23 protein-coding genes are annotated in these 23,743 nt (G+C 70.6%); 13 read left to right on the top strand and 10 right to left on the bottom strand.

Annotated features, from left to right (window positions below; translation table 11 throughout):
- Positions 1 to 7 precede the first annotated feature (7 nt).
- Together ACLBKU_RS06015 and ACLBKU_RS06020 are read right to left on the bottom strand one after the other, a co-directional pair.
- Complete coding sequence (locus tag ACLBKU_RS06015; protein WP_410178626.1) at positions 8 to 370, bottom strand: S4 domain-containing protein; 363 nt, start codon at positions 368 to 370, stop codon at positions 8 to 10.
- Positions 367 to 3,024, bottom strand: a complete 2,658-nt coding sequence (locus ACLBKU_RS06020; protein WP_410179001.1) for a helicase-related protein — start codon at positions 3,022 to 3,024, stop codon at positions 367 to 369. The genes ACLBKU_RS06015 and ACLBKU_RS06020 overlap by 4 nt, the downstream gene beginning before the upstream one ends.
- A 328-nt stretch (positions 3,025 to 3,352) precedes the next feature.
- Between ACLBKU_RS06020 and ACLBKU_RS06025 the strand changes: the two genes are divergently transcribed.
- Genes ACLBKU_RS06025 through ACLBKU_RS06060 form a run of 8 tightly spaced genes read left to right on the top strand, consistent with a single transcriptional unit; the run spans position 3,353 to position 10,930 of the window.
- Positions 3,353 to 5,134, top strand: a complete 1,782-nt coding sequence (locus tag ACLBKU_RS06025) for a peptidoglycan DD-metalloendopeptidase family protein (RefSeq protein ID WP_410178627.1) — start codon at positions 3,353 to 3,355, stop codon at positions 5,132 to 5,134.
- Between the two features lie 43 nt (positions 5,135 to 5,177).
- Positions 5,178 to 6,173 carry a porphobilinogen synthase gene (gene hemB / locus ACLBKU_RS06030; RefSeq protein WP_410178628.1) on the top strand — a complete coding sequence of 332 codons (996 nt, stop codon included), beginning with the start codon at positions 5,178 to 5,180 and terminating at the stop codon, positions 6,171 to 6,173.
- A complete protein-coding gene (locus ACLBKU_RS06035) occupies positions 6,166 to 6,717 on the top strand; it encodes a GNAT family N-acetyltransferase (RefSeq protein WP_410178629.1) in 552 nt (183 codons plus the stop codon). Before hemB ends, ACLBKU_RS06035 begins: the two co-directional genes overlap by 8 nt.
- Positions 6,714 to 7,277: a GNAT family N-acetyltransferase gene (locus ACLBKU_RS06040; protein ID WP_410178630.1), complete on the top strand. Its 564-nt coding sequence runs from the start codon at positions 6,714 to 6,716 to the stop codon at positions 7,275 to 7,277. Before ACLBKU_RS06035 ends, ACLBKU_RS06040 begins: the two co-directional genes overlap by 4 nt.
- Positions 7,274 to 7,831: a GNAT family N-acetyltransferase gene (locus ACLBKU_RS06045; RefSeq protein WP_410178631.1), complete on the top strand. Its 558-nt coding sequence runs from the start codon at positions 7,274 to 7,276 to the stop codon at positions 7,829 to 7,831. Before ACLBKU_RS06040 ends, ACLBKU_RS06045 begins: the two co-directional genes overlap by 4 nt.
- The gene (locus ACLBKU_RS06050; RefSeq protein ID WP_410178632.1) at positions 7,828 to 10,056 is read left to right on the top strand and encodes a spermidine synthase; all 2,229 of its coding nucleotides are present in this window, start codon (positions 7,828 to 7,830) and stop codon (positions 10,054 to 10,056) included. The genes ACLBKU_RS06045 and ACLBKU_RS06050 overlap by 4 nt, the downstream gene beginning before the upstream one ends.
- A gap of 11 nt (positions 10,057 to 10,067) precedes the next feature.
- Positions 10,068 to 10,646: a gamma carbonic anhydrase family protein gene (locus tag ACLBKU_RS06055; protein WP_410178633.1), complete on the top strand. Its 579-nt coding sequence runs from the start codon at positions 10,068 to 10,070 to the stop codon at positions 10,644 to 10,646.
- Positions 10,646 to 10,930 carry a DUF167 domain-containing protein gene (locus ACLBKU_RS06060; protein WP_410178634.1) on the top strand — a complete coding sequence of 95 codons (285 nt, stop codon included), beginning with the start codon at positions 10,646 to 10,648 and terminating at the stop codon, positions 10,928 to 10,930. Before ACLBKU_RS06055 ends, ACLBKU_RS06060 begins: the two co-directional genes overlap by 1 nt.
- Here ACLBKU_RS06060 and ACLBKU_RS06065 read toward each other — a convergent pair.
- From ACLBKU_RS06065 to ACLBKU_RS06080, 4 genes are read right to left on the bottom strand one after another with little or no spacing between them, the layout of a single operon-like run.
- Positions 10,927 to 11,559 carry a DUF1275 family protein gene (locus ACLBKU_RS06065; protein WP_410178635.1) on the bottom strand — a complete coding sequence of 211 codons (633 nt, stop codon included), beginning with the start codon at positions 11,557 to 11,559 and terminating at the stop codon, positions 10,927 to 10,929. The genes ACLBKU_RS06060 and ACLBKU_RS06065 overlap by 4 nt on opposite strands.
- Before the next feature lie 28 nt (positions 11,560 to 11,587).
- Complete coding sequence (locus ACLBKU_RS06070) at positions 11,588 to 12,100, bottom strand: DUF1993 family protein (RefSeq protein ID WP_410178636.1); 513 nt, start codon at positions 12,098 to 12,100, stop codon at positions 11,588 to 11,590.
- Between the two features lie 50 nt (positions 12,101 to 12,150).
- Entirely contained in the window at positions 12,151 to 12,660 is a 510-nt protein-coding gene (locus tag ACLBKU_RS06075) for a DUF1993 domain-containing protein (RefSeq protein ID WP_410178637.1), read from the bottom strand.
- Positions 12,661 to 12,675: 15 nt separating this feature from the next.
- A complete protein-coding gene (locus ACLBKU_RS06080) occupies positions 12,676 to 14,286 on the bottom strand; it encodes a cisplatin damage response ATP-dependent DNA ligase (protein WP_410178638.1) in 1,611 nt (536 codons plus the stop codon).
- A 101-nt stretch (positions 14,287 to 14,387) separates the two neighbouring features.
- Between ACLBKU_RS06080 and ACLBKU_RS06085 the strand changes: the two genes are divergently transcribed.
- Positions 14,388 to 14,705 carry a hypothetical protein gene (locus tag ACLBKU_RS06085; protein WP_410178639.1) on the top strand — a complete coding sequence of 106 codons (318 nt, stop codon included), beginning with the start codon at positions 14,388 to 14,390 and terminating at the stop codon, positions 14,703 to 14,705.
- A 139-nt stretch (positions 14,706 to 14,844) separates the two neighbouring features.
- Here ACLBKU_RS06085 and ACLBKU_RS06090 read toward each other — a convergent pair whose 3' ends face one another.
- The 3 genes from ACLBKU_RS06090 to ACLBKU_RS06100 all read right to left on the bottom strand — a co-directional run bounded on the left by ACLBKU_RS06090 (position 14,845) and on the right by ACLBKU_RS06100 (position 18,732).
- Entirely contained in the window at positions 14,845 to 15,852 is a 1,008-nt protein-coding gene (locus ACLBKU_RS06090) for a ligase-associated DNA damage response exonuclease (RefSeq protein WP_410178640.1), read from the bottom strand.
- 181 nt (positions 15,853 to 16,033) lie between these two features.
- A complete protein-coding gene (gene clpA, locus ACLBKU_RS06095; RefSeq protein ID WP_410178641.1) occupies positions 16,034 to 18,394 on the bottom strand; it encodes an ATP-dependent Clp protease ATP-binding subunit ClpA in 2,361 nt (786 codons plus the stop codon).
- Positions 18,395 to 18,531: 137 nt separating this feature from the next.
- A complete protein-coding gene (locus tag ACLBKU_RS06100) occupies positions 18,532 to 18,732 on the bottom strand; it encodes a DUF1192 family protein (RefSeq protein ID WP_410178642.1) in 201 nt (66 codons plus the stop codon).
- 104 nt (positions 18,733 to 18,836) lie between these two features.
- On the opposite strand from ACLBKU_RS06100, the gene ACLBKU_RS06105 reads away from it, so the two are divergent.
- Positions 18,837 to 19,865, top strand: coding sequence for an NAD(P)H-quinone oxidoreductase (locus ACLBKU_RS06105; protein WP_410178643.1), 1,029 nt, complete (start codon positions 18,837 to 18,839; stop codon positions 19,863 to 19,865).
- Here the strand turns inward: ACLBKU_RS06105 and ACLBKU_RS06110 are convergent.
- Complete coding sequence (locus tag ACLBKU_RS06110; protein WP_410178644.1) at positions 19,856 to 20,845, bottom strand: helix-turn-helix domain-containing protein; 990 nt, start codon at positions 20,843 to 20,845, stop codon at positions 19,856 to 19,858. The two genes, ACLBKU_RS06105 and ACLBKU_RS06110, sit on opposite strands and share 10 nt — an antisense overlap.
- 91 nt (positions 20,846 to 20,936) lie before the next feature.
- Here ACLBKU_RS06110 and ACLBKU_RS06115 point away from each other — a divergent pair, with 91 nt between their 5' ends.
- The 3 genes from ACLBKU_RS06115 to ACLBKU_RS06125 all read left to right on the top strand — a co-directional run bounded on the left by ACLBKU_RS06115 (position 20,937) and on the right by ACLBKU_RS06125 (position 23,683).
- Positions 20,937 to 21,563, top strand: coding sequence for a glutathione S-transferase family protein (locus ACLBKU_RS06115; RefSeq protein WP_410178645.1), 627 nt, complete (start codon positions 20,937 to 20,939; stop codon positions 21,561 to 21,563).
- 87 nt (positions 21,564 to 21,650) lie between these two features.
- Positions 21,651 to 22,571, top strand: a complete 921-nt coding sequence (locus ACLBKU_RS06120; RefSeq protein ID WP_410178646.1) for a UDP-2,3-diacylglucosamine diphosphatase — start codon at positions 21,651 to 21,653, stop codon at positions 22,569 to 22,571.
- A 44-nt stretch (positions 22,572 to 22,615) separates the two neighbouring features.
- Entirely contained in the window at positions 22,616 to 23,683 is a 1,068-nt protein-coding gene (locus ACLBKU_RS06125; protein WP_410179002.1) for a glycosyltransferase family 4 protein, read from the top strand.
- Positions 23,684 to 23,743 lie beyond the last annotated feature (60 nt).

Below are 23,743 nucleotides of genomic sequence, written 5' to 3' on the forward strand. Positions count from 1 at the left end.
GGCTCTTTCACGAGATGTCTTCGGGATCGGGCGGCCCCGCGCCCGGCACAGGCGATGCGCCTATGGTGATTTGCCCTTTAGGGTCAAGAGGTGCCCCGTCAACCTCCCGATAATGCGAAAGCGCCTCGGCGGGCGACCCGCGCCGCGCCGGGAGCGCGAGGAGCTCGATCACCCGCACCCGGCTGCCGAGCGCGAGTGTCAGCACGTCGCCGATCCGCACCCCTTCCGAGCCGCGCGTGACGTGCTGCCGGTTGCGCCGCACCGCGCGGGCCGCGATCAGCGCATCGGCGGCGGAGCGGGTGCGGGCGAAGCGCAGGTAGACCAGCAGCCGGTCGATCCGGATCGAGCCTCCCGCCGCCGCCGCGCTCATCCCTTGAGCAGGTCCGCCAGCTTGTCGAAGGCCCCGCCGGCGCGCGCCGGACCGGTGTCGACGGGGGGTCTGGAGGGGGTGTGCGAGGGTCTTGGGCCCCGCTTCTTGCCGTCAAGCGGGGGTCTGGAGGGGGTCTGGACACCCCCTGGAGCGGGCTTGCCGCGACGCTCCTTGCGTTCGCCGCCCTGTTCGGCGCGTCCCTTGCCGTGCTGTTGGCGACGATCGGGGCGATCGCCACGGCGGTCCTCCTTCTCGTCCGGGCGGCGCGGGCGCCAGAACCAGCGGTCGGGCGCGGGCGGGCCGAAGGCGCCCTCGACGAGCGGCCGGGCGCGGTCGCAGCGGAATCCGGCGCTGCCCAGCAGGCGGCGCGCGTTGTCGGCCTCGAGCCCGACGGACACGGCGAGCGCAAGGTCGAGCCGGAAGGGACGGTTGCGCTCCTTTGGATGCGCCTCGGCGACCTTGGCCCGCGCATCGAAGGCGGCGCGGAAAATCTTCTCGGCGAGGTCGATGCGGATCGCCTGCGAGCCGGCATAGCGGTAGCCCGCGGGCAGGCGCCCCTTCGCCCAGCTCCCCTCGGCGAGCACCGGCAGCATCGCCTCCTGCACCGGACGCGGGTCGAGGCCCAATGCGTGGAGCAGGCGGCGCGGGGCGGGCTTCAGCAGCGGCGCATCGAAGATGTCGAGCGCGCCGAAGGTCACCCCGAGCTTCCTCAGGTAGGGCCGCATTTCCTTGGGGAGATTCTCCAACCCCGCGTCCTCGCGGGAGATCACGCCGCGCGCCTCGATGAGGGTAATGACCAGCGCCCGCGCCTGCGAGCCGGCGGCGGGATCGCGCGCCGCCTCGGCGAGCTTGCGCAGCGGCTCGAGCGGTTCGAGCTCCTTCTCGAGCCATGCGGCGAGCCCCGCCTCGAGCCGCGCCTTGGCGGCATCGGGAACCAGCGCGAGGTCGCGGGTCAGGGCGAGCCGGGGCGTGCCGAAATGCCCCGCGCCGGGCTGGCCGGGGAAGGTGATCTCGGCGAGTGCACGACCTTGCCAGCGGATCGCGCCGCCGGAAATCTCCAGCTCGGAGAGCCCCTGCGCGAGCAGCCACTCCGCGCGGCTCTCTAGCAGCGCCGGCAGCGCCTTCTCCCCCGCGGCGAGCAGCATCCGCCGGTCTGCCACCCCGGCCGAGGGGTCGACATGGAAGCGGAAGCCCTCGAGCCGGCCGATCGACTCCCCCTCCACCGTGAGGTGCCCGTCGGGTTCGAGCGTGACGGGCAGCGCGCCCGCGTCCTGCCCCAGCGATTTCATCAAGAGTGTCGTCCTTCGGTTCACGAAGCGCTCGGTGAGCCGCGCGTGCAGCGCATCCGAGAGCTTCGCCTCGACCGCGCGCGCCCGCGCGGCCATTTCGTCACGCGCCAGCACCCAGTCGGGCCGCTGGCAGATATAGGCCCAGCTGCGAATCGCCGCGATCCGCCCTTGCAGCGTGTCGATGTCGCCCTGCATCCGGTCAAGCTCGGCGATGCGCGCGGCGACGAAATCGGCGCCGATGTAACCGCCCTGCAAGTCGTCCCACAGCCGCGCGACGAAGCGCGCGTGCTGTTCGACGCCCAGCGAGCGGAAGTCGGGAAGCGAGCAGGCCTCCCAGAAGCGCCGGACCGCGCCCGGCCCCTTGACCGTGTCGGCGATCGGGTCGGCGGCGAGGCGCTTGAGCACCGCGAGGTCGATCGCCTCGGGGGCGGGCTTCAGCACCTCCTGCGCGGGGCGGTCTTCCAGATCAGCGATCAGGGTGCCGAGCGTATCGAAGCGCGGGTCGGCATCGCGCCAGAACAGGTGGGTTAGAGGGGCGAAACGGTGCTCCTCGATCGCGTAGACTTCCTCGTCGGTGAAGGCGAGCGGCTCCCCGTCCCCCTTGGCCATGCCGGAGAGCGTGCCGAAGGTGCCGTCACGCTGGTGCCGCCCGGCGCGCCCGGCGATCTGCGCCATTTCCGAAGGCGTGAGGCGGCGCTTCCTCCTCCCGTCGAATTTCGAGAGCGAGGCGAAGGCGACATGGTCGAGATCGAGGTTGAGCCCCATCCCGATCGCGTCGGTGGCGACGATGTAGTCGACCTCGCCCGCCTGGAACATCGCGACCTGCTTGTTGCGCGTCTCGGGCGAGAGCGCGCCCATCACCACCGCCGCGCCGCCGCGGAACCGCCGCAAGGCCTCGGCCATCGCGTAGACCTGCTCGACGCTGAAGGCGACCACCGCCGAGCGCCGGGGCAGGCGCGAGAGCTTGCAGATCCCCGCGTGGGAGAGCGTCGAGAAGCGCGGGCGGCTGGTGATCTCGGCCTTGGGTATCAGCGCCTTCACCATCGGCTCGAGCGTCGCCGAGCCGAGGATCATCGTCTCCTCGCGCCCGCGCGCGTGGAGCAGCCGGTCGGTGAAGATGTGCCCGCGCTCCGGGTCCGCGCCGAGCTGCGCCTCGTCCAGAGCGACGAAGGCGTGCTGGCCGGCGGTGCGGGGCATGGCCTCCGCGGTGCACAGGAAATAGCGCGCGTCCGGCGGCTCGATCCGCTCCTCGCCGGTGATCAGCGCGACCTGCTTGTCACCCTTGATCGCGCGCACCCGGCCATAGACCTCGCGCGCCAGCAGGCGCAGCGGGAAGCCCATCATGCCCGAGGAATGCCCGCACATCCGCTCGATCGCGAGGTGGGTCTTGCCGGTGTTGGTGGGACCGAGCACGGCGCGCACGCGGGCGGCGTCGACGGGGCGGGAAGGGGGGGACAGGGGCACGATGCCGGGGGTTCTGTCAGGCTTGGCGCGGGGGAGCAAGCGGATGCGTTGGCAACGGGCGCAGCGGCCCGGATCGGCTTGTCGCACGCGGGACGCGGCTGGTCGCTGGTTAAGCCCGCATTTACTTTGTTCTGGCAGGCAATTGCTCCAAGGGTGCCCGGGGGCAAGCGGCCGGGACCGCCCGGCGTGTCACCGCTTCGGGGCAGCAATGTTGAATTCAGCGCCAAAAGTGACCGACGGGACCCGCCCGGACGAGACTGCGTCCGCGGCCGATGCCGCGACGGCGCTGGTGCCCGCCTGGCCGGTGCCCCCGCATCTCGCCGCCGGACCGCAGCAGCCGCTCGACCCGCAATTCGCGCGCGGGCTCGCCCCCTACCTTATGAACGCGCGCAAGCTCGCCCCGCCGACCCGGGCGGACGAGGCGAAACGCAAGGCGCACGAGCGGCTCGAGGCGCTCGGCGCGCGCTACGATGTGTGGCGCGGCGCCGCCTCGGCGTGGTTCGCGAAGCTCGACCTCGCCCCCGACCTTGCCGAGGATATCGGCAGCCGCCGCTGGCTGCGCGGGCTCGGCACGATGGTGGCCTTGGGCGCGGTGGCGCTGGCGGCGTGGCCCGACATGACCCCGCTCGAAGCGCGGCCCGCCATGCCGACCGGCGAGGCGGTGCAGGACGAGCTGCGCAGCCAGATGATCCTGCCGCTCGCCCTGGGCGCCGACTCGGGCCGCCGGATGGGGCCGACCCCCGCGGTGATCCCCCTGAAAAGCGCGCCCGAGCGGCCGCAGATCCAGCTCGTCGTGACCCTCGCGCCGGGCGACAGCTTCGCCGCGATGCTGCGCCGTGCGGGCGTGGCCGGGGACGACATCGACCGTGCCGCCGCGCTGATCGGCCAGGCGGTGGCGGTCGGCGACATCGCGAGCGGCACGCAGATGGACCTCGTGCTCGGCCGCCGCCCCGCACCCGGGGTGCCGCGCCCGCTCGACAGTCTCGCCTTCCGCGCGCGCTTCGACCTCGCGCTCGAGCTGACCCGCCCGGGGGTGGGCGAGGTCAACCCCGACGGCACCCCGGTGGTCCCGAGCGGCCCGCTGGCGCTGATCCGCAACCCGATCCGCGTCGACGAGACCCCGCTCCGGGTGCGCGGGATCGTCGGCACCAGCCTCTACCGCTCGATGCGCGCCGCGGGCGTCCCGGCGAGCGCGGTGCAGGATTACCTCAAGGCGCTCGACGCGCAGATCGACATGGAGCGCGAGGTCCGCCCGACCGACGAGTTCGACATCATCATCGCCTACCGCCGCGCCGCGACCGGCGAGCGGCAGGCGGGTCAGTTGCTCTACGCCGGGGTCGACCGCGGCGGGCGGCCCAAGACCCAGCTGATGCGCTGGGGCAGCGACGGGCGCTTCTACGAGGCCTCGGGCGTGGGCGAGCAGCGCCGCGGGCTGCTCGCGCCGGTGCCGGGCGCACTGACCTCGGGCTTCGGGATGCGCCGCCACCCTATCCTCGGCTACATGCGGATGCACGCCGGGATCGACTTCCGCGCCGCCTGGGGTACGCCGATCGTGGCGGTGAGCGACGGGCGCGTCTCGAGCGCGGGCCGCGCCGGCGGCTGCGGCATCGCGGTGCGGCTCGAACATGGCGGCGGGCTGTCGACCCGCTATTGCCACATGAGCCGCATGGCGGTCGCCCCCGGAATGTCGGTGCGGCGCGGGCAGGTGATCGGCTATGTCGGCTCGACCGGTCTCTCGACCGGCCCGCACCTCCACTACGAGATGTATCGCGGCGGCCGGATGGTGAACCCGGCGAGCGTGCAGTTCGTCAGCCGCGCGCTGCTCTCGGGCACCCAGCTGATCGATTTCCAGCGCCAGCTCATCAAGCTGAAGCAGGTCGAGGTCGGCAAGGCGCTCGAAGAGCTCGCCCCCGAGCCCGGCGAGGTCAAGGCGCCGGTGCGCGAGATCCAGAAGGTCGATCTCGGCGCGAAAGCGGGCGCGCGGCCGCTCGCCGGGAAGGTCCCGCTGTAAGCAGCGCTTGTCGTCCAGCCGCGTTTGCGCCACATCCGGGCGCATGACCGGACACTATCCCAACACCCGCCTGCGCCGCACCCGCGCCCACGGCTGGAGCCGCGCGCTGCACCGCGAGACCCTCGTCAGCCCTTCCGACCTGATCTGGCCGCTGTTCGTCACCTCGGGCAAGGGCGTGGAGGAGCCGATCCCGACCCTCCCCGGCGTGTCGCGCTGGTCGGTCGACGGGATCGTTGCCCGGGCGAGGGAGGCGGTCGCGCTCGGCATCCCGGTGGTCGCGCTGTTCCCCAACACCCCGCGCGAGCTGCGCTCGGACGACGGGGCCGAGGCGCACAATCCCGACAACCTGATGTGCCAGGCGATCAAGGCGATCAAGGACGCCTGCGGGAACGACCTCGGGGTGCTGACCGACGTCGCGCTCGACCCCTATACGAGCCACGGGCAGGACGGGCTGGTCGACGAGACCGGCTACGTGGTCAATGACGATACCGTCGCGGTGCTGGTCGACCAGGCGGTCAACCAGGCCAACGCGGGGGCGGACATCATCGCGCCATCCGACATGATGGACGGCCGCATCCACGCCATCCGCCGCGCGCTCGAGATGAACGCGCATCCCAACGTCCAGATCATGTCCTACGCCGCCAAGTATGCGAGCGCCTTCTACGGCCCGTTCCGCGACGCGGTCGGCAGCGGGGGCCTGCTCAAGGGCGACAAGAAGGCCTACCAGATGGACCCCGCCAACGCCGACGAGGCGATGCGCGAGGTCGCGCTCGACATTGCCGAGGGCGCGGACAGCGTGATGGTCAAGCCCGGCCTTGCCTATCTCGACATCATCTACCGGGTGAAGGCGCGCTTCGACGTGCCGGTCTTCGCCTATCAGGTCTCCGGCGAATACGCGATGATCGAGGCCGCGCAGGCCGCCGGGATCGGTGACCGCGATGCGCTGCTGATGGAAAAGCTGATCGCCTTCAAGCGCGCGGGCTGTTCGGGCGTTCTGACCTACCACGCGCCCCACGCCGCGCGCCTGCTCGATGGCTGAGAGCACGCTCGCGACCGAGCGCCTGATCCTGCGCCCGCCCGCCGCCGAGGACCTCGGCTGGCTGCTCGCCGAGGTGAACACGCCCCAAGTGATGCGCCACCTCGCAGGGGTGCGGACCCCCGAACAGGTCGCGGAGAGCCTCGCCGATGACATCGCGGCCTTCGATGCGCCGGACGGGCACCGGCGATGGACGGTGTGGCTGGCTGACGACGCGACCCGGGTCGGCCGGGTCGGCCTGTTCCACGTCCGCTCGCCCGCCGCGCCGCCGGTGCTGCAAGGCCAGCGCGAGATCGGCTGGACCTTCGCCGAGGCGCATTGGGGCCAGGGCTATGCGACCGAGGCGGCGCGGGCGGTGATCGTCCATGCCTTTGCCGCGCTCCGCCTGCCGGTGCTGTGGTCGCAGACGAGCGACTCCAACGCCGCGTCGACCCGGATGATGCGGCGCCTCGGCTTCACGCCGCGTCCCGAGCTCGGCTATGTCGATCCCGACTACCCTCCGCAAGACAACCCCACCACCGTCTGGTCGATGGACGCCCCTGCATGACCGAGTTCCGCCACGACACCGCCCGCCTGACCCTGCGCGACTGGCGCGAGGCGGACTGGGCGCTTTTCTGGGAGGGCACCAACACGCCCGCCGTGATGCGCTGGCTCGGCGGGGTGATGGACGAGGCGGGCATGGCAGCGGCGCGGGCGCGGGTCGAGGCCTATCACGCCGAGCACGGCCACACCTTCTGGGTGGTCGAGCGCCGGGAGGACCGCGCGGTGCTCGGCTTCTGCGGCTTGAAGCGCTCGAACCAGCCGGGCGGGCCGCAGGGGATGATGGAAGTCGGCTGGCGGCTGCGCGAGGATGCCTGGGGGCAGGGCTATGCCAGAGAAGCCGCTGCGGCCGCGCTCGACCTCGCCTTCGGTCGCTTCGGGGCGGAGGAGGTGATCGCGCTGACGGTTGAGCGCAACGCGCCGAGCTGGGGCCTGATGGTGCGGCTCGGCATGGAGCGGCGCGCGGACCTCGATTTCGGCAGCCCGGACTTCGATCCGGAGAACCCGGTGATCATCGCCTATTCCATCACCCGCGAGGCCTGGCTGGCGCACGGGCCGACGTCGTGACCGCAACCGTGCTCACCACCGCGCGCCTGCGGCTGCGGCAGATCGGCGCGGAAGACCTCGATGCGCACATGGCGCTGCTCAACACCCCCGCGGTGATGCGGCACCTCGGCGGGGTGCAGCCGCGCGCGGTGATCGCCGCCAAGCACGAGGCCGCGCGCGCCGGATTCGCCGCGGAGGGCTTCGGCTTCATGATGATCGAGGAGCGCGCGACCGGCGAATCCGTCGGCCATTGCGGGATGCGGCGCGTCGCCCACCCGCTCGCGCCCAATCCCGAGGACCACGAGATCGGCTGGCTGGTGCGCGAGGACCGCTGGCGCCGGGGCTATGCCGAGGAAGCGATGCGCGCGGTGATCGACTGGGGTTTCGCGGTCCACGCCGCGCCCCGGATCGTCGCGCTCACCTGCGCGGCGAATGTCGGCAGCTGGCGGCTGATGGCAAAACTGGGCATGACCCGCCGCCCCGAGCTTGATTTCACCGACCCCGCGATGCCACCCGAGGCGAACCCGACGATCCAGTACGCGATCACCCGCTCAGAATGGGAAGCTCAGCGATGACCGAGCCAGCCGAGCCGCAGGCCGCGACCACCGCCTCACCGCGTCGCTGGCTGTTCGCGGTGACGATCCTGACGGGGAGCTTCCTCCTGTTCCTCGTCCAGCCGCTGGTCGCGCGCATGGCCCTGCCCCGGCTGGGCGGCGCGCCCAACGTCTGGAACAGCGCGATGCTGGTCTACCAGGCGCTGTTGCTCGGCGGCTATGCCTATGCGCACCTCCTCTCGCGCCTCGCGGTCGCGCGGCAGGCGATGATCCACCTCGCGCTGCTGCTGCTTGCCGCGCTGACCCTGCCGATCGCGCTGCCCGACATCGCTCCGCCCGAAGCGGGGAGCGAGGCGTGGTGGGTGCCGTACCTGTTCCTGCTCACCATCGGGCCGCTGTTCTTCGTCGTCTCCGCGCAGGCGCCGCTGATGCAGGGCTGGTTCGCCGCGCACCCCCGGGCGGGCGATCCCTATCCGCTCTACGCCGCCTCGAACCTCGGGAGCTTTGCCGGGCTGCTCGCCTATCCGCTGCTCGCCGAGCCGTTGCTGCCGATCGGGGCGCAGAGCGGGGCCTGGGCGGCCGGCTACGCCGCGCTGGTGGTGCTGGTCGCGCTTGCCGCGCTTGCCCGGCGCGGCAGCCCGGCGCCTGCGCCGCTCGAGACCGCCGAAGCCGCAGGCGAGGCGCCCCCCTCCACCCGCCGCATCGCGCTGTGGCTGGCGCTCGCCGCGGTGCCCTCGGGGCTGATGCTCTCGACCACCACCCACCTCACCACCGACATCTTCGCGATGCCGCTCCTCTGGGTGATCCCGCTCGGGCTCTACCTCCTGTCCTTCTCGATCGCCTTCGCCGAGAGCCGCCGCCTTGCGAACGCGATCACGGCGGCCGCGCCGGTGGTGCTCGCCGCCGGGGGCGCGCTGGCGATGCTCGGGACGGTCGGCGCGAGCATGGTCGCAGTCGCGGCGAGCCTCATCATGCTGTTCGTCGTCTCGGTGACGCTGCACGCGCACCTTTACGAGAAACGCCCGGCCCCGGCTCGGCTCACCCAGTTCTATCTCGTCATGTCCGCAGGGGGTGTGCTCGGCGGGCTGTTCACCGCGCTGATCGCGCCGCTGGTGTTCGACTGGACGTGGGAGCACCCGCTGCTGATCCTCGCGGCGGCCGCGCTGCTGCCGCTCGGTTCATGGAGCGGCAGGCTCGGCCAGCTGTTCAAGAGCCCCGACGGGTTCCGGATGGCGGTGATCCTGCTCCTGTTCCTCGTCTTCGTCGGCAGCCTCGCCTTCCGCGGCGAATTGCTGGAGGATCCGAAGTGGAGCGCGCTCGACATCGCCGCCTTCCTCCTGCTGATCGCCGCCACCGCGCTGCTCGCCGCGCGGCGGTGGAGCTATGTCGCCGCCTGCGCCGCGCTGATCGCGGCGCTGGGCGCGATGTCGCAGATGCAGACCAGCCTCGAGGGCGCGCGCAGCCGCAGCTATTTCGGCATCTACACCGTCAGCGCCAAGCCCGGGTTCGAGCGCCGCCTCCAGCACGGCACCACGCTGCACGGGGTGCAGCGCCTCGACGCCGGGCATGAACTCGATGCGACCAGCTACTACGGCCGCACCTCGGGCGTGGGGCTGACCCTGAGCGCCGCCGGGCAGCTCTACGGGCCGCAGGCGAGGATCGGCGTCGTCGGCCTCGGGGTCGGCACGCTCGCCTGTTACCGCGAGCCGGGGCAGGCCTGGACCTTCTTCGAGATCGACCCTGCGGTGCTCGCCTACTCGCAGGCGCGCCGGTTCACCTTCATGGACCGCTGCGCGCCCAAGGCCCCGGTCATCATCGGCGACGCGCGGCTGAAGCTCGAGGAGCTCCCCGACGACAGCTTCGACATCCTCGTGGTCGACGCCTTCTCCTCGGACGCGATCCCGCTGCACCTCATGACCGAGGAGGCGCAGGCGGTCTATTTCCGCAAGCTGTCCCCCCGCGGCCTGCTGGTGATCCACATCTCCAACCGCTTCATCACCTTGGAGCCGGTGCTCGCCGCGCTGGCCCGCGAGAGGGGGCTCGCGGCGGCGATCCGGCCCGACCGGCCGAAGGACGCGCCCCACCTCGCCGCGTCCGACTGGGTGGTGCTGTCGCGCGATCCGAAGCAGCTTGCCGCGCTCACCGTTACCGGCGGCTGGCGCCCGCTCGGGGCCCCGGCGACGAGCGTGTGGCGCGACGACTACGCCTCGATCCTGCCCCAGATCATCTGGTCGAACTTCCTCTAGAGGAGCCTCCCATGAGCAACCGCCCCTCCCGACGACCGGGCGTCAACATCGTCCCGATCCACGGCAAGACCCCGCAGATCCACGAGAGCGCCTTCATCGCGCCCGGCGTGACGATCATCGGCGACGTGACGATCGGGGCGGGCTCCTCGGTCTGGTACAACTGCGTGCTGCGCGCCGACGTCTCGCGGATCGTGATCGGCGAGCGCACCAACGTGCAGGACGGGAGCGTCCTCCACTGCGACCCGCCGCGCCCCGGCGATCCCGACGGCTCGCCCCTCATCATCGGCGACGACGTGCTGATCGGGCACATGGCGATGGTGCACGGCTGCACGATCCACGACCGCGGCTTCGTCGGCCTCGGCGCGATCGTCATGAACAAGGCGGTGATCGGCAGCGACGCGATGCTCGCGGCGGGCGCGATGCTCACCGAGGGCAAGGTGATGGAACCGCGCGAGCTGTGGGGCGGCCGCCCGGCGAGGAAGATGCGCGACCTCGACGATGCCGCGATCATGGGGATGCGGATCGGCACCGCGCATTATGCCGAGAACGCGAAGCACCATGCCGCAGCGGTGGCGGCGGCGCTGGGCTGATGGCGCGCGCGCCGGCGGCGCTGCCCGATCCCGAGCATCTGAAGGCGCGGCTCGACGCCGGGGGGCGTCTCGCCGTGAAGGTCACGCCCGGTGCGCGCGAGGAGAGCGTGACGCTCACCGAGGCGGAGGTGCTGGTGAAGGTGCGTGCCCCCGCCGACAAGGGTGCGGCGAACGACGCGGTGCTGGCGGTGGTGGCGCGGGCGCTCGGGCTGGCGCCCTCGCGGGTGAGGCTGGTGCGGGGCGGAACGTCGCGGCAGAAGCTGTTGCAGGTCGCGCCCAACTAGCGCTCGACCCTGAAGGCGAACCCCCACAGCACGAGCGCGGCGAGGAAGGCCGCAGCGGCAGCGAGCAGCGGCGACACGAGGCAAAGGCCCCCGCCAGCGGCCGCGCCCATCGCGAGCGCGCTCCACAACAGGCCGTAGCCGCGGGTCGAGGGCAGGGGCCTGCCGCCGATCCGCCCCGCGATGCCCTGTCCGAAGCGCACCAGCGCGCCGGTCATGTAGGTCACGCCGACCGTCACCTCGCCGTCGCGGGCGAAGACGTTGTTGGCGAGCCCCATCGCTGCAGCCGCAAGGGCGAGGAAGGGCACCGGCCATCCGCCCGCAAGGCTCGCCGCGCCGCATCCCAGCAGCCCCGCCACCAGCCCGAGCAGCACCCGCTTGTGCCGTCCGGCAAAGCGCGGGCCGATCAGCGCGCCGGCGATCACGCCCGCAAGGAAGCACGCGATCAGCCCCAAGGGAACGAGCGCCAGCGCCGGTCGCGCGGCAAGCTCCACCCCCATGCGCGTGGTGTTGCCCGACATGAAGGAGGTGAAATAGCCTCCCGCGACCACGAAGCCGGTCGCATCGACGAGTCCTGCGAGGCCCGCAAGCCCGAGCGCGAGGCGCTGGCGGGCGGGATCGTAGCGATGCACGGCGCTCCCCCCTGCGCGGGCCTGTCCGTCAGGCGACCGGCTGCTTCATATATTGCAGCATGTAGCCGACGTAATCGATCTTTCCGAGCGGCAGGCCCTCCATGCGCAGGATCGCATAGGCCGCCATGAGGTGGAAATAGGCCTGCGGGATCGTCCAGTCGCGGCAATATTCGTGCGCGCGCATCAGGAAGCTCATCCCGTTGGGGAGGGTGAAATCGACCGCCTCGGTCGATCCCGGCCAGCTGCCCGGATCGGTCGCGGCGACCCGCGCCTTCGCGGCGGCGATGCGCGCGTGGGCGTCGGCAAAGCTCGCGATCGGGCTGTCGTCGCTCTTGTGCTCGAAGCGGCCCATCCGGGCGAGCGCGGTATCGACCTGATCGATGGTGAAGCGGATCTGGGTGTGGAGCGGGAACATGTCGGCGGCGAGCCGGGATTCGAGCAGGCCCTCGCCCTTTGCGTGGGCTTCCGCCTTGGTGACGATATGATCGAGCGTGCCGAGGACGTTGGCGAAAGTGGCAAGCGCGGCGGTGGCGTAGGACATTGATCTCTCCCGTGTGTTTCGGCCGGAGGTACGCCGCGCGTACTCGATTATCAATCCGGCTCAACCCGGTGGCGCGCCATGTGAGCGACAAAGTCGAGCTTGCCCAGCGGCACGCCCTCGCGGCGCAGCAGGGCATAGGCCATGGTCACGTGGAAGTAGAAATTGGGCAGGATCCAGTCGCGGATGTCCTCGGCCGAGGACATGACGAAGCGCACGCCGTTGGGCAGGGTCAGGTCGACGGTCGCCTCGGCGGGGGCCCACTGCGCGGGATCGCTTTCGGCAATGGTCGCGGCGATCACCGCGATCCGCGCGCGGATTTCGGCGAAGGAGGCGTAGGTCTTCGCCTCGAGCGCGACAGGGGTATTCCCGACCTGCCCGAGCGCGAGCAGCACCTGGTTCATCGCCACCCGGAACTGGAGCTCGAGCGGGAACATGTCCTCGGCGAGCCGCGCTTCGAGGACGCTGTCGGGCAGCCCCGCGTCCTCGGCCGCCGCCGCGAGTCGGTCGAGCGTGCCGAGCATGTTGGCAAAGGTGCCTTGCGCGAGTTCGGCGTAGTTCATCCCGGTTCTCCCCTCCTAATCCCTGATCAGCGCCTTGAGGCTCTCCAGCCGGTCGGCCTCGTGCGCGGGCTTGTCCCAGCGGATGCGGTGGATGCGGGGAAAGCGCATCGCGAGGCCCGACTTGTGGCGCTTGCTGGCGTGGACGCTATCGAAGGCGACCTCGAAGACCAGCTTCCTCTCCACCTCGCGCACGGGGCCGAACTTGTTCAGCGTGTTCTGCCGCACGAAGCGGTCGAGCTTCTTCAGCTCCTCGTCGGTGAAGCCGGAGTAGGCCTTGCCGACGGGAAGCAGCTCCGCCCCCGCGTCAGGGTCCCCGTCCCAGCAGCCGAAGGTGTAGTCGGAGTAGAAGCTCGACCGCTTGCCCGAGCCGCGCTGGGCATACATCAGCACGCAGTCGATCAGCAGCGGATCGCGCTTCCACTTGTACCATAGCGCGACCTTGCGGCCCGCCACGTAGGGGCTCTCCCGGTGCTTGAGCATCAGGCCTTCGATGGCCTCGTCGCGCGCGGTGTCGCGGATGCGGGCGAGGGCGGCGAAGTCCTCGGCCTCGACGAGTTGCGAGAGGTCGAAGTGGCTTTCCGGCAGGCGCGGCATCAGCGCCTCGAGAGTTGCGCGGCGCGACTTCCAGGGCGCCTCGCGCCAGTCGTGGCCCTCGAGGATCAGCACGTCGTAGAGCCGCACGAAGGCGGGGTAGTCCCTGAGCATCGCCTTGGAGACCGTCTTCCTCCCGAGCCTTTGCTGGAGCGCGTTGAAGCTCGCCGCGCCCCCGGCCTCGCCGCCTTGCGCGGAGCCGCGTACCAGCAGCTCGCCATCGAGCACCGCGTCCATCGGCAGCACCTCGAGGAGCTCGGGGAAGGTCGCCGAGATGTCGTCGCCGGAGCGCGAATAGACCCGCGTCACCCCGCCCGCGCGGACCAGTTGCACCCGGATCCCGTCCCACTTCCACTCGGCGGCGTAGTCGGCAAGGTCCACCACCCCGTCCTCGAGCGGGTGGGCGAGCATGAAGGGGCGGAAGCGCGGAGTATGCGCGAGGTCGGGCGCCTCGCCGCCATGCGCCGCCCATTGGAACAGCTCGGCATAGGGCGGGGCGAGCGCGTGCCAGTATTCCTCGACCGCCTCGACCGGCACCTCGAAGGCGAGCGCGAAGGCCGTCTTGGCCAGCCGCGCCGAGACGCCGACGCGCATCCCACCGGTGGCGAGCTTGATGAGGGCATAGCGCCCGTTGGCGTCGAGCCGATCGAGCAGGCCGGGCAGCTCGCGCGGCGCGGTCGCGCGGGTGAGCGCGGCGAGGCGCTCGACCACCTCGGTGAGGCTGAGTTCGGGCTGAGGGGCGGATTTGCGGGAGTTTGGCTCGGGCTCGGGCCAGAGCAGGCTCGCGGTCTCCGCCGTGTCGCCGACGAAATCGCGGCTCAGCGTCCACAGCACCGGGTCGACCCGCTCCATCAGCAGGTTGCGGATCGTCGAGGATTTCACCGCCGGGAAGTCGAGCCCGTCGGTCAGCGCGGCGAGCGCCCAGCCGCGGTCGGGATCGGGCGCCTCGCGCAGGTAGGCGGCGATCAGCGCGAGCTTGCGGTTGCGGCTGGTGGTGTAGACCAGCGCATCGAGCAGAGCGGCGAACGCCTCCATCAGCCGCGCGCCTGCAACGGTTCATTGCTTAGCCATACGGATCGGCTAGAGCGCGTTGCCGACACGGATGTCAGTCCGGTCAGAACCAAGGAAACCGCCACATGAAGCTTGCTCCGCTTGCCGCTCTCGGCCTCGCCCTCGCGGGTGTGCCTGCCGTCGCCCAGACCGCTCCCGCGCCGACCGCCCCGGCCGCGCCCGCTGCCGCCGCCGCCTTCACGCTCGACACCCCGATCGAGGCGCTGGTCGCCGACGAGCGCGCCAAGGCGGTGCTCCTCAAGCACCTCGGCCCGGTCGACCAGCACCCGGCTTACAACGATTTCAAGGCGCTGAGCCTCCGGACCGTCGCGCCTTTCTCGCAGGGCATGATCACCGACGAGATGCTCGCCAAGATCGAAGCGGACCTCGCCGCGATCAAGTGAGCGCCGATCCTCCCCGGAACGGGGAGGGGCACCATCCGCAGGATGGCGGAGGGGCAGGTGCGGCTTTCCGGAGAGCGGCGCCTGCCCCTCCACCGGCTGCGCCGGTCCCCCTCCCCCGGTGGGGGAGGATGTCACCGCCTCAATCATCCTCGTCCTCGTAACCGACCAGCGCCAGCGCGCGGGCACGGCGCTGCGAGAGTTCGCACCAGCGCAGCAGCGCCTCCTCGCGGCCGTGGGTGATCCAGGTCTCGAGCGGGTCGACCTCGGCGATGGTGCGGGTGAGCTCGCCCCAGTCGGCGTGGTCGGAGATCACCAGCGGCAGCTCGACCCCGCGCTGCCGGGCGCGCTGGCGGACCCGCATCCAGCCACTCGCCATCGCGGTGATAGGATCGGGCAGGCGCCGGCTCCAGCGGTCGCCCAGCGCCGAGGGCGGGGCCATGACGATGCCCCCGCGCATCTGCTCCTTGGTCGCATCGCTCACCAGCCGAAGGTCGCCGAGCGGCACGCCGTGCGCTTCGTAGAGCCGGCACATCGCCTCCATCGCGCCGTGGAGCCAGATCGTGTCCGTGTGTCCCGCCGCGCGTAGCTCCGCGATCACCCGCTGCGCCTTGCCGAGCGCATAGGCGCCGACGAGGATGCAGGAATCCGGGTTTTCGGCGCGGGCTTCGAGCAGCTTGGCGATCTCCTCGGCGATCGGCGGGTGAGTGAAGACCGGCAGGCCGAAGGTCGCCTCGGTGATGAAGATGTCGCAGGGGACGACCTCGAAGGGCGCGCAGGTCGGATCGGGGGCGCGCTTGTAATCGCCGGTGATGATGACGCGCTCGCCCGCGTGCTCGAGCAGGATCTGCGCGCTGCCGAGCACGTGGCCCGCAGGCAGGTAGGTTGCCGTCACCCCGCCGCCGATCCCGACGGTCTCGCCATACTCGACCGGCAGCGCGCCCTCGCGGGTCTGGTAGCGCAGCTCCATGATCGCGAGCGTCGCGGGGGTGGCGATGGTCTTGCCATGCCCCCCGCGCGCATGATCGGCGTGCCCGTGCGTGACGAGCGCGCGCGGCACCGGCCGAGAGGGATCGACCCAGGCGTCGGCGGGAACGATGTGGATGCCCCAGGGCTCGGGCCGGATCCAGGAGAAGGGGGCGGCGGTCATGGGGGCAATACGGGTTGAGCAGGCGGGAGGTTCCGTCCCTCCCCGTTCGCTTGCGAAGGGGGAGGTGTCGCCGCGCGGCGGTGACGGAGGGGTCAGGCGGCGCCAGAGGATTCCCCCTCCGTCAGCCCTTCGGGCTGCCACCTCCCTATTGCTTCGCAACGGGGAGGGACTTCGCCTGAGATCAGCCCTCGTCGGCTTCCGGCGCCGGGTCCTTTTCGGCCGCGGGCTTCTTCTTCGCGGCCGGCTTCTTCACCGGCTTCACCTTGGGCGGGGCCGGGGTCATCTCGAAGACGGGCTTGCCGTCCTTGATGCTGACATGGACCTCGCCGCCTTCCGACAGCTTGCCGAACAGCAGTTCCTCGGCGAGCGGCTGCTTGATCTTTTCCTGGATCAGGCGAGCCATCGGGCGGGCACCGTAGAGCTTGTCGTAGCCCTTGTCGGCGAGCCAGCCGCGCGCGTCGCTGTCGAACTGGATGTGGACGTTCTGTTCGGCCAGCTGCAGCTCGAGCTGGAGGATGAACTTGTCGACCACGCGGGCGACGGTGCTCTTGCCGAGGTAGGCGAAGGGCACGATCGCATCGAGGCGGTTGCGGAACTCGGGGGTGAACATCTTCTTCACCGCTTCGTCGCCCGCGTCCTCCTTCGACACGTCGCCGAAGCCGATGCCCTGCCGCGCCATGTCCGAGGCGCCCGCGTTGGTGGTCATGATCAGGACCACGTTGCGGAAGTCGACCGTCTTGCCGTGGTGATCGGTGAGGCGCCCGTTGTCCATCACCTGCAACAGGATGTTGAACAGGTCGGGGTGCGCCTTCTCGATCTCGTCGAGCAGCAGGACGCAGTGCGGGTTCTGGTCGACGGCATCGGTAAGGAGGCCGCCCTGGTCATAGCCGACATAGCCCGGAGGTGCGCCGATCAGGCGGCTGACCGAGTGGCGCTCCATGTATTCGCTCATGTCGAAGCGCTTCAGCTCGATGCCCATGATCGTCGCCAACTGGCGCGCGACCTCGGTCTTGCCGACGCCGGTGGGGCCCGAGAACAGGAACGAGCCGATGGGCTTGTCCGGATCGCGCAGACCCGCGCGGCTCAGCTTCATGGCGGTGGCAAGGCGCGTGATCGCCTCGTCCTGGCCGAAGACGACGTGCTTCAGATCGCGTTCGAGGTTCTCGAGCGCCTTCTTGTCGTCCTTGCTGACCGACTTGGGAGGAATGCGCGCCATCGTCGCGATCACCGCTTCGATTTCCTTGGCGGTGATGGTCTTCTTGCGGCGCGAGGGCGGCACCAGCATCTGCATCGCGCCGACCTCGTCGATCACGTCGATCGCCTTGTCGGGGAGCTTGCGGTCGTTGATGTAGCGCGCTGACAGCTCGACCGCGGTCTTGATCGCGTCGGGGGTGTACTTGACCTTGTGGTGATCCTCGAAGGCGGTGCGCAGACCCTTCAGGATCTTGATCGTGTCCTCGATGGTCGGCTCGTTCACGTCGATCTTCTGGAAGCGGCGCAGCAGCGCGCGGTCCTTCTCGAAGTGGTTGCGGAACTCCTTGTAGGTGGTCGAGCCGATGCAGCGGATCGCGCCGCTCGACAGGGCGGGCTTCAGCAGGTTCGAGGCGTCCATCGCCCCGCCGCTGGTCGCGCCCGCGCCGATCACGGTGTGGATCTCGTCGATGAACAGCACCGCGTGGGGCATCTGCTCCAATTCGGAAACGACCTGCTTCAGCCGCTCCTCGAAATCGCCGCGGTAGCGCGTGCCGGCGAGCAGCGCGCCCATGTCGAGCGAGTAGATCACGGCTTCGGCGAGCACTTCGGGCACGTCGCCCTCGACGATCTTGCGCGCGAGCCCTTCCGCGATCGCGGTCTTGCCGACGCCGGGATCGCCGACGTAGAGCGGGTTGTTCTTCGAGCGACGGCAGAGGATCTGGATGGTCCGGTCGACCTCCGGCCCGCGGCCGATCAGCGGGTCGATCTTGCCGCTTTCCGCCTTGGCGTTGAGGTTGACCGTAAACTGGTCGAGCGCGGTTTCCTTCTTGCTGCCGCCGCTGTCCTTGGCCTGCGCGGTCTCTTCCTGCTTGTCGGTGCCCTGCGGGGTCTTGCTCTCGATCTGGCGCCCGCCCTTGCCGATGCCGTGGCTGATGTAGCTCACCGCATCGAGCCGGCTCATGTCCTGCTGCTGGAGGAAATAGACCGCGTAGGAATCGCGCTCGGAGAACAGCGCGACCAGCACGTTCGCGCCGGTGACGGTGTCCTTGCCGGAGGACTGGACGTGCAGGATCGCGCGCTGGATCACCCGCTGGAAGCCGGCGGTGGGCTGCGGATCGGCGCCGTCCTCGGTCTTCAGCGACTGGTATTCCTGATCGAGATACTGCTTCACCACCTCGCCCAGTTCGGCAAGGTCGACCCCGCAGGCGGCCATCACCTGGGCGGCGTCCTCGTCATCGATCAGCGCGAGCAGCAGGTGTTCGAGCGTGGCATATTCGTGCCGCCGCTCGGACGCGTTGCCGAGCGCGTTGTGCAGCGTGCGTTCGAGGTTCTGGGCGAAGCTGGGCATGGGAGAGGCCTTCTAGCGGGGGAGGAGTGCTCGCTGGGGACGAGCGGAGAGACTCGGTGTCAGGCAGCAATATGGGGGAAGCTGCGCGAATTGCGACTCCCGAGGATCGGTAATGCGACGGATTGTTGCGCGCGCCATCAGCGCGGCTTTCCGAACAGGGCGTCGGCGGCGGCGCGGTGGGCGGCGGCCTTGTCGCGGTGGGCCCTCACCCGGGCGATCTCCGCCTCGAGCAGCGCGATCCGCTCGTCCAGTTCCGCCTGCGAGTAAGGGCCGAGGTCCTCGGCCGCGAGGCGACTCGCCGCGTCTCCACTCGGGCGTGGGCGATCGGGTTCTTCCATTGCGCCGCAGCATCTGCCCCAAGCGGCTTGCTGTCAATCGGCGAGGCGGTTATTCCCCCTCCCGACTTTAGGTTAACGGGGCGCTGCGCGGGGACAACAACAAAATGATGGCTAGCACGGGGGCGCAATTGCCCGAGACGATGCAATCGATCGGGATGGACGCGCCCGGCGGCCCCGAGGTGCTGCGGCTCCAGACCTCCCCGCTGCCGCGCCTGCGCCCCGACGACGTGCTGATCCGCGTCGCCTATGCCGGGATCAACCGGCCCGATTGCCTCCAGCGCGCCGGGCTCTACCCGCCCCCGCCGGGCGCCTCGCCGCTGCTCGGGCTCGAGGTCGCGGGCGAGGTCGTCGCGGTCGGCAGCGAGGTCCCGCGCGAGATGATCGGGCAGCAGGTCGCCGCGCTCACCCCGGGCGGGGGCTATGCCGAATATTGCGCCGCGCACTGGCAGCATTGCCTCGTGGTCCCGCAGGGGATGATGCTGGCGGAGGCCGCCGCGCTCCCCGAGACGCTGTTCACCGTCTGGCACAACCTCTTCGAGCGCGGCCTCGCCCGCGACGGGGAGAGCGTGCTGATCCACGGCGGCACCTCGGGCATCGGCACCACCGCGATCAGCCTTGCCAAGGCCTTCGGGATGGAGGTGATCGTGACCTGCGGCGACACCGAGAAATGTGCCGCGGCGACCCGCATTGGCGCGGACCTCGCGATCAACTACCGCGAGGCCGATTTCGTCGAGGCGGTGCTCGCGCACACCGGGGGCAAGGGGGTCAACGTGGTGCTCGACATGGTTTCGGGCGACTACGTGGCGCGCAATTTGAAGTGCCTCGCCGAGGACGGGCGGCACGTCACCATCGCGGTGCTCGGCGGTCCGCGCGCCGAGATCAACATGGCGCAGGTGATGATGCGCCGCCTGACGCTGACGGGATCGACCCTGCGCCCGCGCTCGGACGCCTTCAAGGCCGCGCTCGCCGACGAGATCGCCGACAACGCCTGGCCGCTCTTCGCCGACGGCGAGCTTGCGCCGGTGATGGACATGACCTTCCCCCTCGCCGAGGCCGCCGCCGCCCATGCGCGCATGGAAAAGGGCGAGCACGTCGGCAAGATCGTGCTCGAGGTCGCGGGCGATCAGGCCTGAGCCGCCGCCACCGCCATCGGCGCGAAGCTGCGCCGGTAGGCGGTCGGCGAGCAGCCGAGCTGGCGGCGGAAGTTCTGCTGGAGGCTCGTCGCCGAACCGAAGCCCGACAGTTCCGCGATGCGCTCCACCGGCAGCGCGGTCGTCTCGAGCAGCTCGCGCGCCCGGGCGATCCGCGCGCGCAGGACATAGGTGCCCGGCGCGCACCCTGCCCGCGAGGCGAAGGCGCGCGCGAGCGTCCGCACGCTCATCCCTGCCTCGGCGGCAAGGCGGCTGACCGGCCAGTCCTGCGCGGGCTGCGCGAGGATCTCGGCCATCAGCGCCGCGAGCCGGTCGGTCTGGCGGGGCGGGCGCAGGGCATCCGCGAACTGCCGCTGGTCGCCCTCGCGCTGCGCCGGGAGCACCAGCCGCTTGGCGAGCGCATTGGCCCGCGCCACCCCGTAGTCGCCGCGCACGATGTGGAGCAGCAGGTCGATCCCCGCCGCCGAGCCGGCCGACGTCAGCACGTCGCCGCCATCGGCATAGAGGATGTCCGAGGCGACCGTCACCCGCGGATAGCGCCGGGCAAGCAGCGGGGCGTGCATCCAGTGCGTCGTCGCGCGCCGCCCGTCGAGCAGGCCGAGCTCGGCGAGCAGGAAGGCGCCCGAGCAGATCGAGGCAAAGCGCGCCCCGCGGGCATGGGCGGCGAGAAGGGCGTGCCGGAGTGGTTCGGGCACGGTGCTGTCCGCCGTCCGCCACCCGGGGATGACGACGAGATCGGCATTCGCGAACAGCGCAAGTCCGCCGTCGACCGAGAGGTTCCAGCCATGCCCGGTGCGGATCGGCTGCCCGTCCTGCGAGGCGAGCGCGAAGCGGTACCAGTCGGCACCGAACTCGGGCCGGGGCAGGCCGAAGACCTCGGCGGGAAGGCTGAGCTCGAAGATCGGCGCCCCGTCGAAGCCCAGCGCGACCACGAGCGGCCCGGCGGGCGGCGGTGCGGCCATTGGCAGAATCCTTCTTGTGAATGGCAATCCGGCCAATTGCCACGGCTTGACGCGCGCGACAACACTCGGCCCGCCAACATGGAGACCTGCCATGACCGCCCTGACCCTCCACGAGGACCCGTGCAGCGGGAACTGCTACAAGATCCGGCTCACCGCCGCGCTGCTCGGGGTGCCGCTGGCGTTGAAGCGCTACGACATCACCAGGGGCGAGACCCGGACGCCCGAGTTCCTGTCGCAGGTCAACGCCAACGGGCGCATCCCGGTGCTCCAGATCGGGGAGGGGGAACAAGCGCGCTTCCTGCCCGAGAGCAACGCCGCCTGCTGGTATCTCGCCCACGGCAGCGCGCTGATCCCCGAGGACCGGTTCCAGCAGGCCGACATGCTGCGCTGGATGTTCTTCGAGCAGTACAGTCACGAGCCGAACATCGCGACGCTGCGCTTCTGGCTGAGCATCCTCGGCGAGGCGCAGCTCTCGGAGGAGCAGCGCCGGCTGGTGCCGGGGAAGCGCGCCGGGGGTGAGGCGGCGCTCGCGCTGATGGACGCGCACCTCGCCGCCCGCGCCTTCTTTGGTGGCGACGCGCCGAGCCTCGCCGACATTGCGCTGTTCGCTTACACCCACGTGGCTGGCGAAGGCGGTTTCGCGCTCGCCGACCACCGCCACGTCGCAGCGTGGCTCGCACGGGTGCGGGCGCTCCCCGGATTCGTCCCCATGGACTGACACCGAATCGTCACGGCTCTGTGAGTCTGCTGTAACAATCCCCTGTCAATGGGGGCCCAGCGAGACACGACACGCGAAGGGCCTTTCATGACCAGTGCCGACCTCGGCGAGCTTCTCGGCGACAACATCGCCAGCTTCCCGCTTCACCCGCCGCGCATTCCCGAGCCCGAGGGCCGCGCGCGCCGCAGCTATCGCACGGTGTGGATCAGCGACGTCCACCTCGGCACCAAGGGCTGCAATTCCGAGCTGCTGATCGACTTCCTCGACTCTGTCGACAGCGAGACCATGTACCTCGTCGGCGACATCATCGACGGCTGGCGGCTGAAGAAGAAGTTCTACTGGCCCGCGGCGCACAACGACATCGTGTGGCGGATCATGAAGCGCGCACGGCGCGGCACGCGGGTGGTCTACATCCCGGGCAACCACGACGAGATGTTCCGCCAGTTCACCGGCCTCAACTTCGGCGGCATCGAGATCCGCCGCGCCGCCTTCCACGACACCGCCGACGGGCGGCGGCTGATGGTGCTCCACGGCGACGAGTTCGACGCGGTGATGCTCTCGCACCGCTGGCTCGCCTTCGTCGGCGACCATGCCTATCACCTGATGATGAAGCTCAACGAGAGCGTCAACACGGTGCGCCGCTGGATGGGCAAGCCCTACTGGTCGCTCTCCAAGGCGGCCAAGCACAAGGTCAAGAACGCGGTCGAGTTCATCGGCAAGTACGAGGAGGTCGTCGCCCGCGCCGCCGGGGAGCGTGGGGTCGACGGGGTGGTGTGCGGCCATATCCACACCGCCGAGTTCCGGCTGTTCGAGCACCACGGCAAGCCGATCGAATACTGGAACGATGGCGACTGGGTCGAGGGCTGCAACGCCCTCGTCGAGCACCATGACGGGCGGATGGAGATCCTCCACTGGCCCGAGGAAATGCAGCGCCGCCGCGAGGAAGAGGCCGCCGCCCAGGGCAAGGGCGACGGTGACGGCAACGGCGACGCGCGCGAGGCCGCTTGAACCGGCTCACCTCCTTCTCCGTCGACGCTGCCGCCGCCGCATCGCTGGCGCCCGCCGGGCACGGGCCGGCCTCCATCGCCATCGTCACCGACGCCTGGCACCCCCAGACCAACGGCGTGGTGCGCACCCTCTCGACCACCTGCGAGGTGCTGCGCGCGTGGGGGCACGAGGTGACGGTGATCTCGCCCGAGCAGTTCGTCTCGGTTCCCGCGCCGACCTATCCCGAGATCCGCCTTGCGCTGACCCTGCCCGGCGCGGTCGGGCGGCAGCTCGCCCGGATCGCCCCGCAGGCGGTGCACATCGCCACCGAAGGCCCGCTGGGCTTCGCCGCGCGGCGCTATTGCGTGCGGCGCAAGGTGCCCTTCACCACCGCCTATCACACCCAGTTCCCCGACTATCTCGCGCGCCGCACCGGGCTTCCGGCGTCGGTGTTCTGGCCCTATATCCGCTGGTTCCACCGGCCCGCGGAGACGGTGATGGTCGCCACCGAGACGATCCGCGAGGCCTTGCGCGAACAGGGCTTCACCCGCCTCTCGCACTGGAGCCGCGGGGTCGATCTCGCGTGCTTCTCTCCGCAAGCCCCGCCGCCGCCGGAATATGCGCGGGCCGATGGGCCGATCCTTCTCTATGTCGGCAGGGTCGCGGTCGAGAAGAACATCGAGGCCTTCCTCGCCGCGCCCTATCCCGGCACCAAGGTGGTGGTCGGCGACGGCCCGGCGCGCGCCGCGCTCGAGGCGAGGTTCCCGGACGCGCTGTTCCTCGGCAAGAAGACCGGGGTCGAGCTCGCCGGGTGCTACGCCGGGGCGGACGTCTTCGTCTTCCCGAGCCGCACCGACACCTTCGGCCTCGTGATGATCGAGGCGCTCGCCTGCGGCACGCCGGTCGCCGCCTTCCCGGTGCCCGGGCCGCTCGACATTCTCACCGAGAAGGTCGGCGCGATGAGCGAGGACCTCACCCGCGCGATCGACGCCGCGCGCTACTGCGACCGCAAGGCCTGCGCCGCGCACGGGGCGAGCTTCTCGTGGGAATCGGCGACCCGGCAGTTCCTCGCGGGCTTGGCTGCGCTCGAGGAAGAGGACGTGGTGAGCCTCCAGGCAATTCCGTCCTTCTAGGTCGATGTCGCGCCAAGGCGCGATGCAGACCGCCCGCCCCGCCTCCCCACCCGGCCACCA

Source organism: Erythrobacter sp. NE805, assembly GCF_046452355.1.
GTDB lineage: Bacteria > Pseudomonadota > Alphaproteobacteria > Sphingomonadales > Sphingomonadaceae > Erythrobacter.

Excerpts from the sequence above, each read along its gene's own strand:
- ACLBKU_RS06020 (WP_410179001.1), bottom strand. The coding sequence starts at position 3,024 with ATGTGCGGGCATTCCTCGGGCATGATGGGCTTCCCGCTGCGCCTGCTG.
- ACLBKU_RS06090 (WP_410178640.1), bottom strand. The coding sequence starts at position 15,852 with ATGACCGCCGCCCCCTTCTCCTGGATCCGGCCCGAGCCCTGGGGCATC.
- ACLBKU_RS06075 (WP_410178637.1), bottom strand. The coding sequence starts at position 12,660 with ATGAACTACGCCGAACTCGCGCAAGGCACCTTTGCCAACATGCTCGGC.
- ACLBKU_RS06105 (WP_410178643.1), top strand. The coding sequence starts at position 18,837 with ATGATGGCTAGCACGGGGGCGCAATTGCCCGAGACGATGCAATCGATC.
- ACLBKU_RS06070 (WP_410178636.1), bottom strand. The coding sequence starts at position 12,100 with ATGTCCTACGCCACCGCCGCGCTTGCCACTTTCGCCAACGTCCTCGGC.
- ACLBKU_RS06120 (WP_410178646.1), top strand. The coding sequence starts at position 21,651 with ATGACCAGTGCCGACCTCGGCGAGCTTCTCGGCGACAACATCGCCAGC.
- clpA (WP_410178641.1), bottom strand. The coding sequence starts at position 18,394 with ATGCCCAGCTTCGCCCAGAACCTCGAACGCACGCTGCACAACGCGCTC.
- hemB (WP_410178628.1), top strand. The coding sequence starts at position 5,178 with ATGACCGGACACTATCCCAACACCCGCCTGCGCCGCACCCGCGCCCAC.
- ACLBKU_RS06115 (WP_410178645.1), top strand. The coding sequence starts at position 20,937 with ATGACCGCCCTGACCCTCCACGAGGACCCGTGCAGCGGGAACTGCTAC.
- ACLBKU_RS06035 (WP_410178629.1), top strand. The coding sequence starts at position 6,166 with ATGGCTGAGAGCACGCTCGCGACCGAGCGCCTGATCCTGCGCCCGCCC.
- ACLBKU_RS06015 (WP_410178626.1), bottom strand. The coding sequence starts at position 370 with ATGAGCGCGGCGGCGGCGGGAGGCTCGATCCGGATCGACCGGCTGCTG.
- ACLBKU_RS06080 (WP_410178638.1), bottom strand. The coding sequence starts at position 14,286 with ATGGAGGCGTTCGCCGCTCTGCTCGATGCGCTGGTCTACACCACCAGC.
- ACLBKU_RS06055 (WP_410178633.1), top strand. The coding sequence starts at position 10,068 with ATGAGCAACCGCCCCTCCCGACGACCGGGCGTCAACATCGTCCCGATC.
- ACLBKU_RS06110 (WP_410178644.1), bottom strand. The coding sequence starts at position 20,845 with ATGGCCGCACCGCCGCCCGCCGGGCCGCTCGTGGTCGCGCTGGGCTTC.
- ACLBKU_RS06050 (WP_410178632.1), top strand. The coding sequence starts at position 7,828 with ATGACCGAGCCAGCCGAGCCGCAGGCCGCGACCACCGCCTCACCGCGT.
- ACLBKU_RS06060 (WP_410178634.1), top strand. The coding sequence starts at position 10,646 with ATGGCGCGCGCGCCGGCGGCGCTGCCCGATCCCGAGCATCTGAAGGCG.
- ACLBKU_RS06085 (WP_410178639.1), top strand. The coding sequence starts at position 14,388 with ATGAAGCTTGCTCCGCTTGCCGCTCTCGGCCTCGCCCTCGCGGGTGTG.
- ACLBKU_RS06040 (WP_410178630.1), top strand. The coding sequence starts at position 6,714 with ATGACCGAGTTCCGCCACGACACCGCCCGCCTGACCCTGCGCGACTGG.
- ACLBKU_RS06100 (WP_410178642.1), bottom strand. The coding sequence starts at position 18,732 with ATGGAAGAACCCGATCGCCCACGCCCGAGTGGAGACGCGGCGAGTCGC.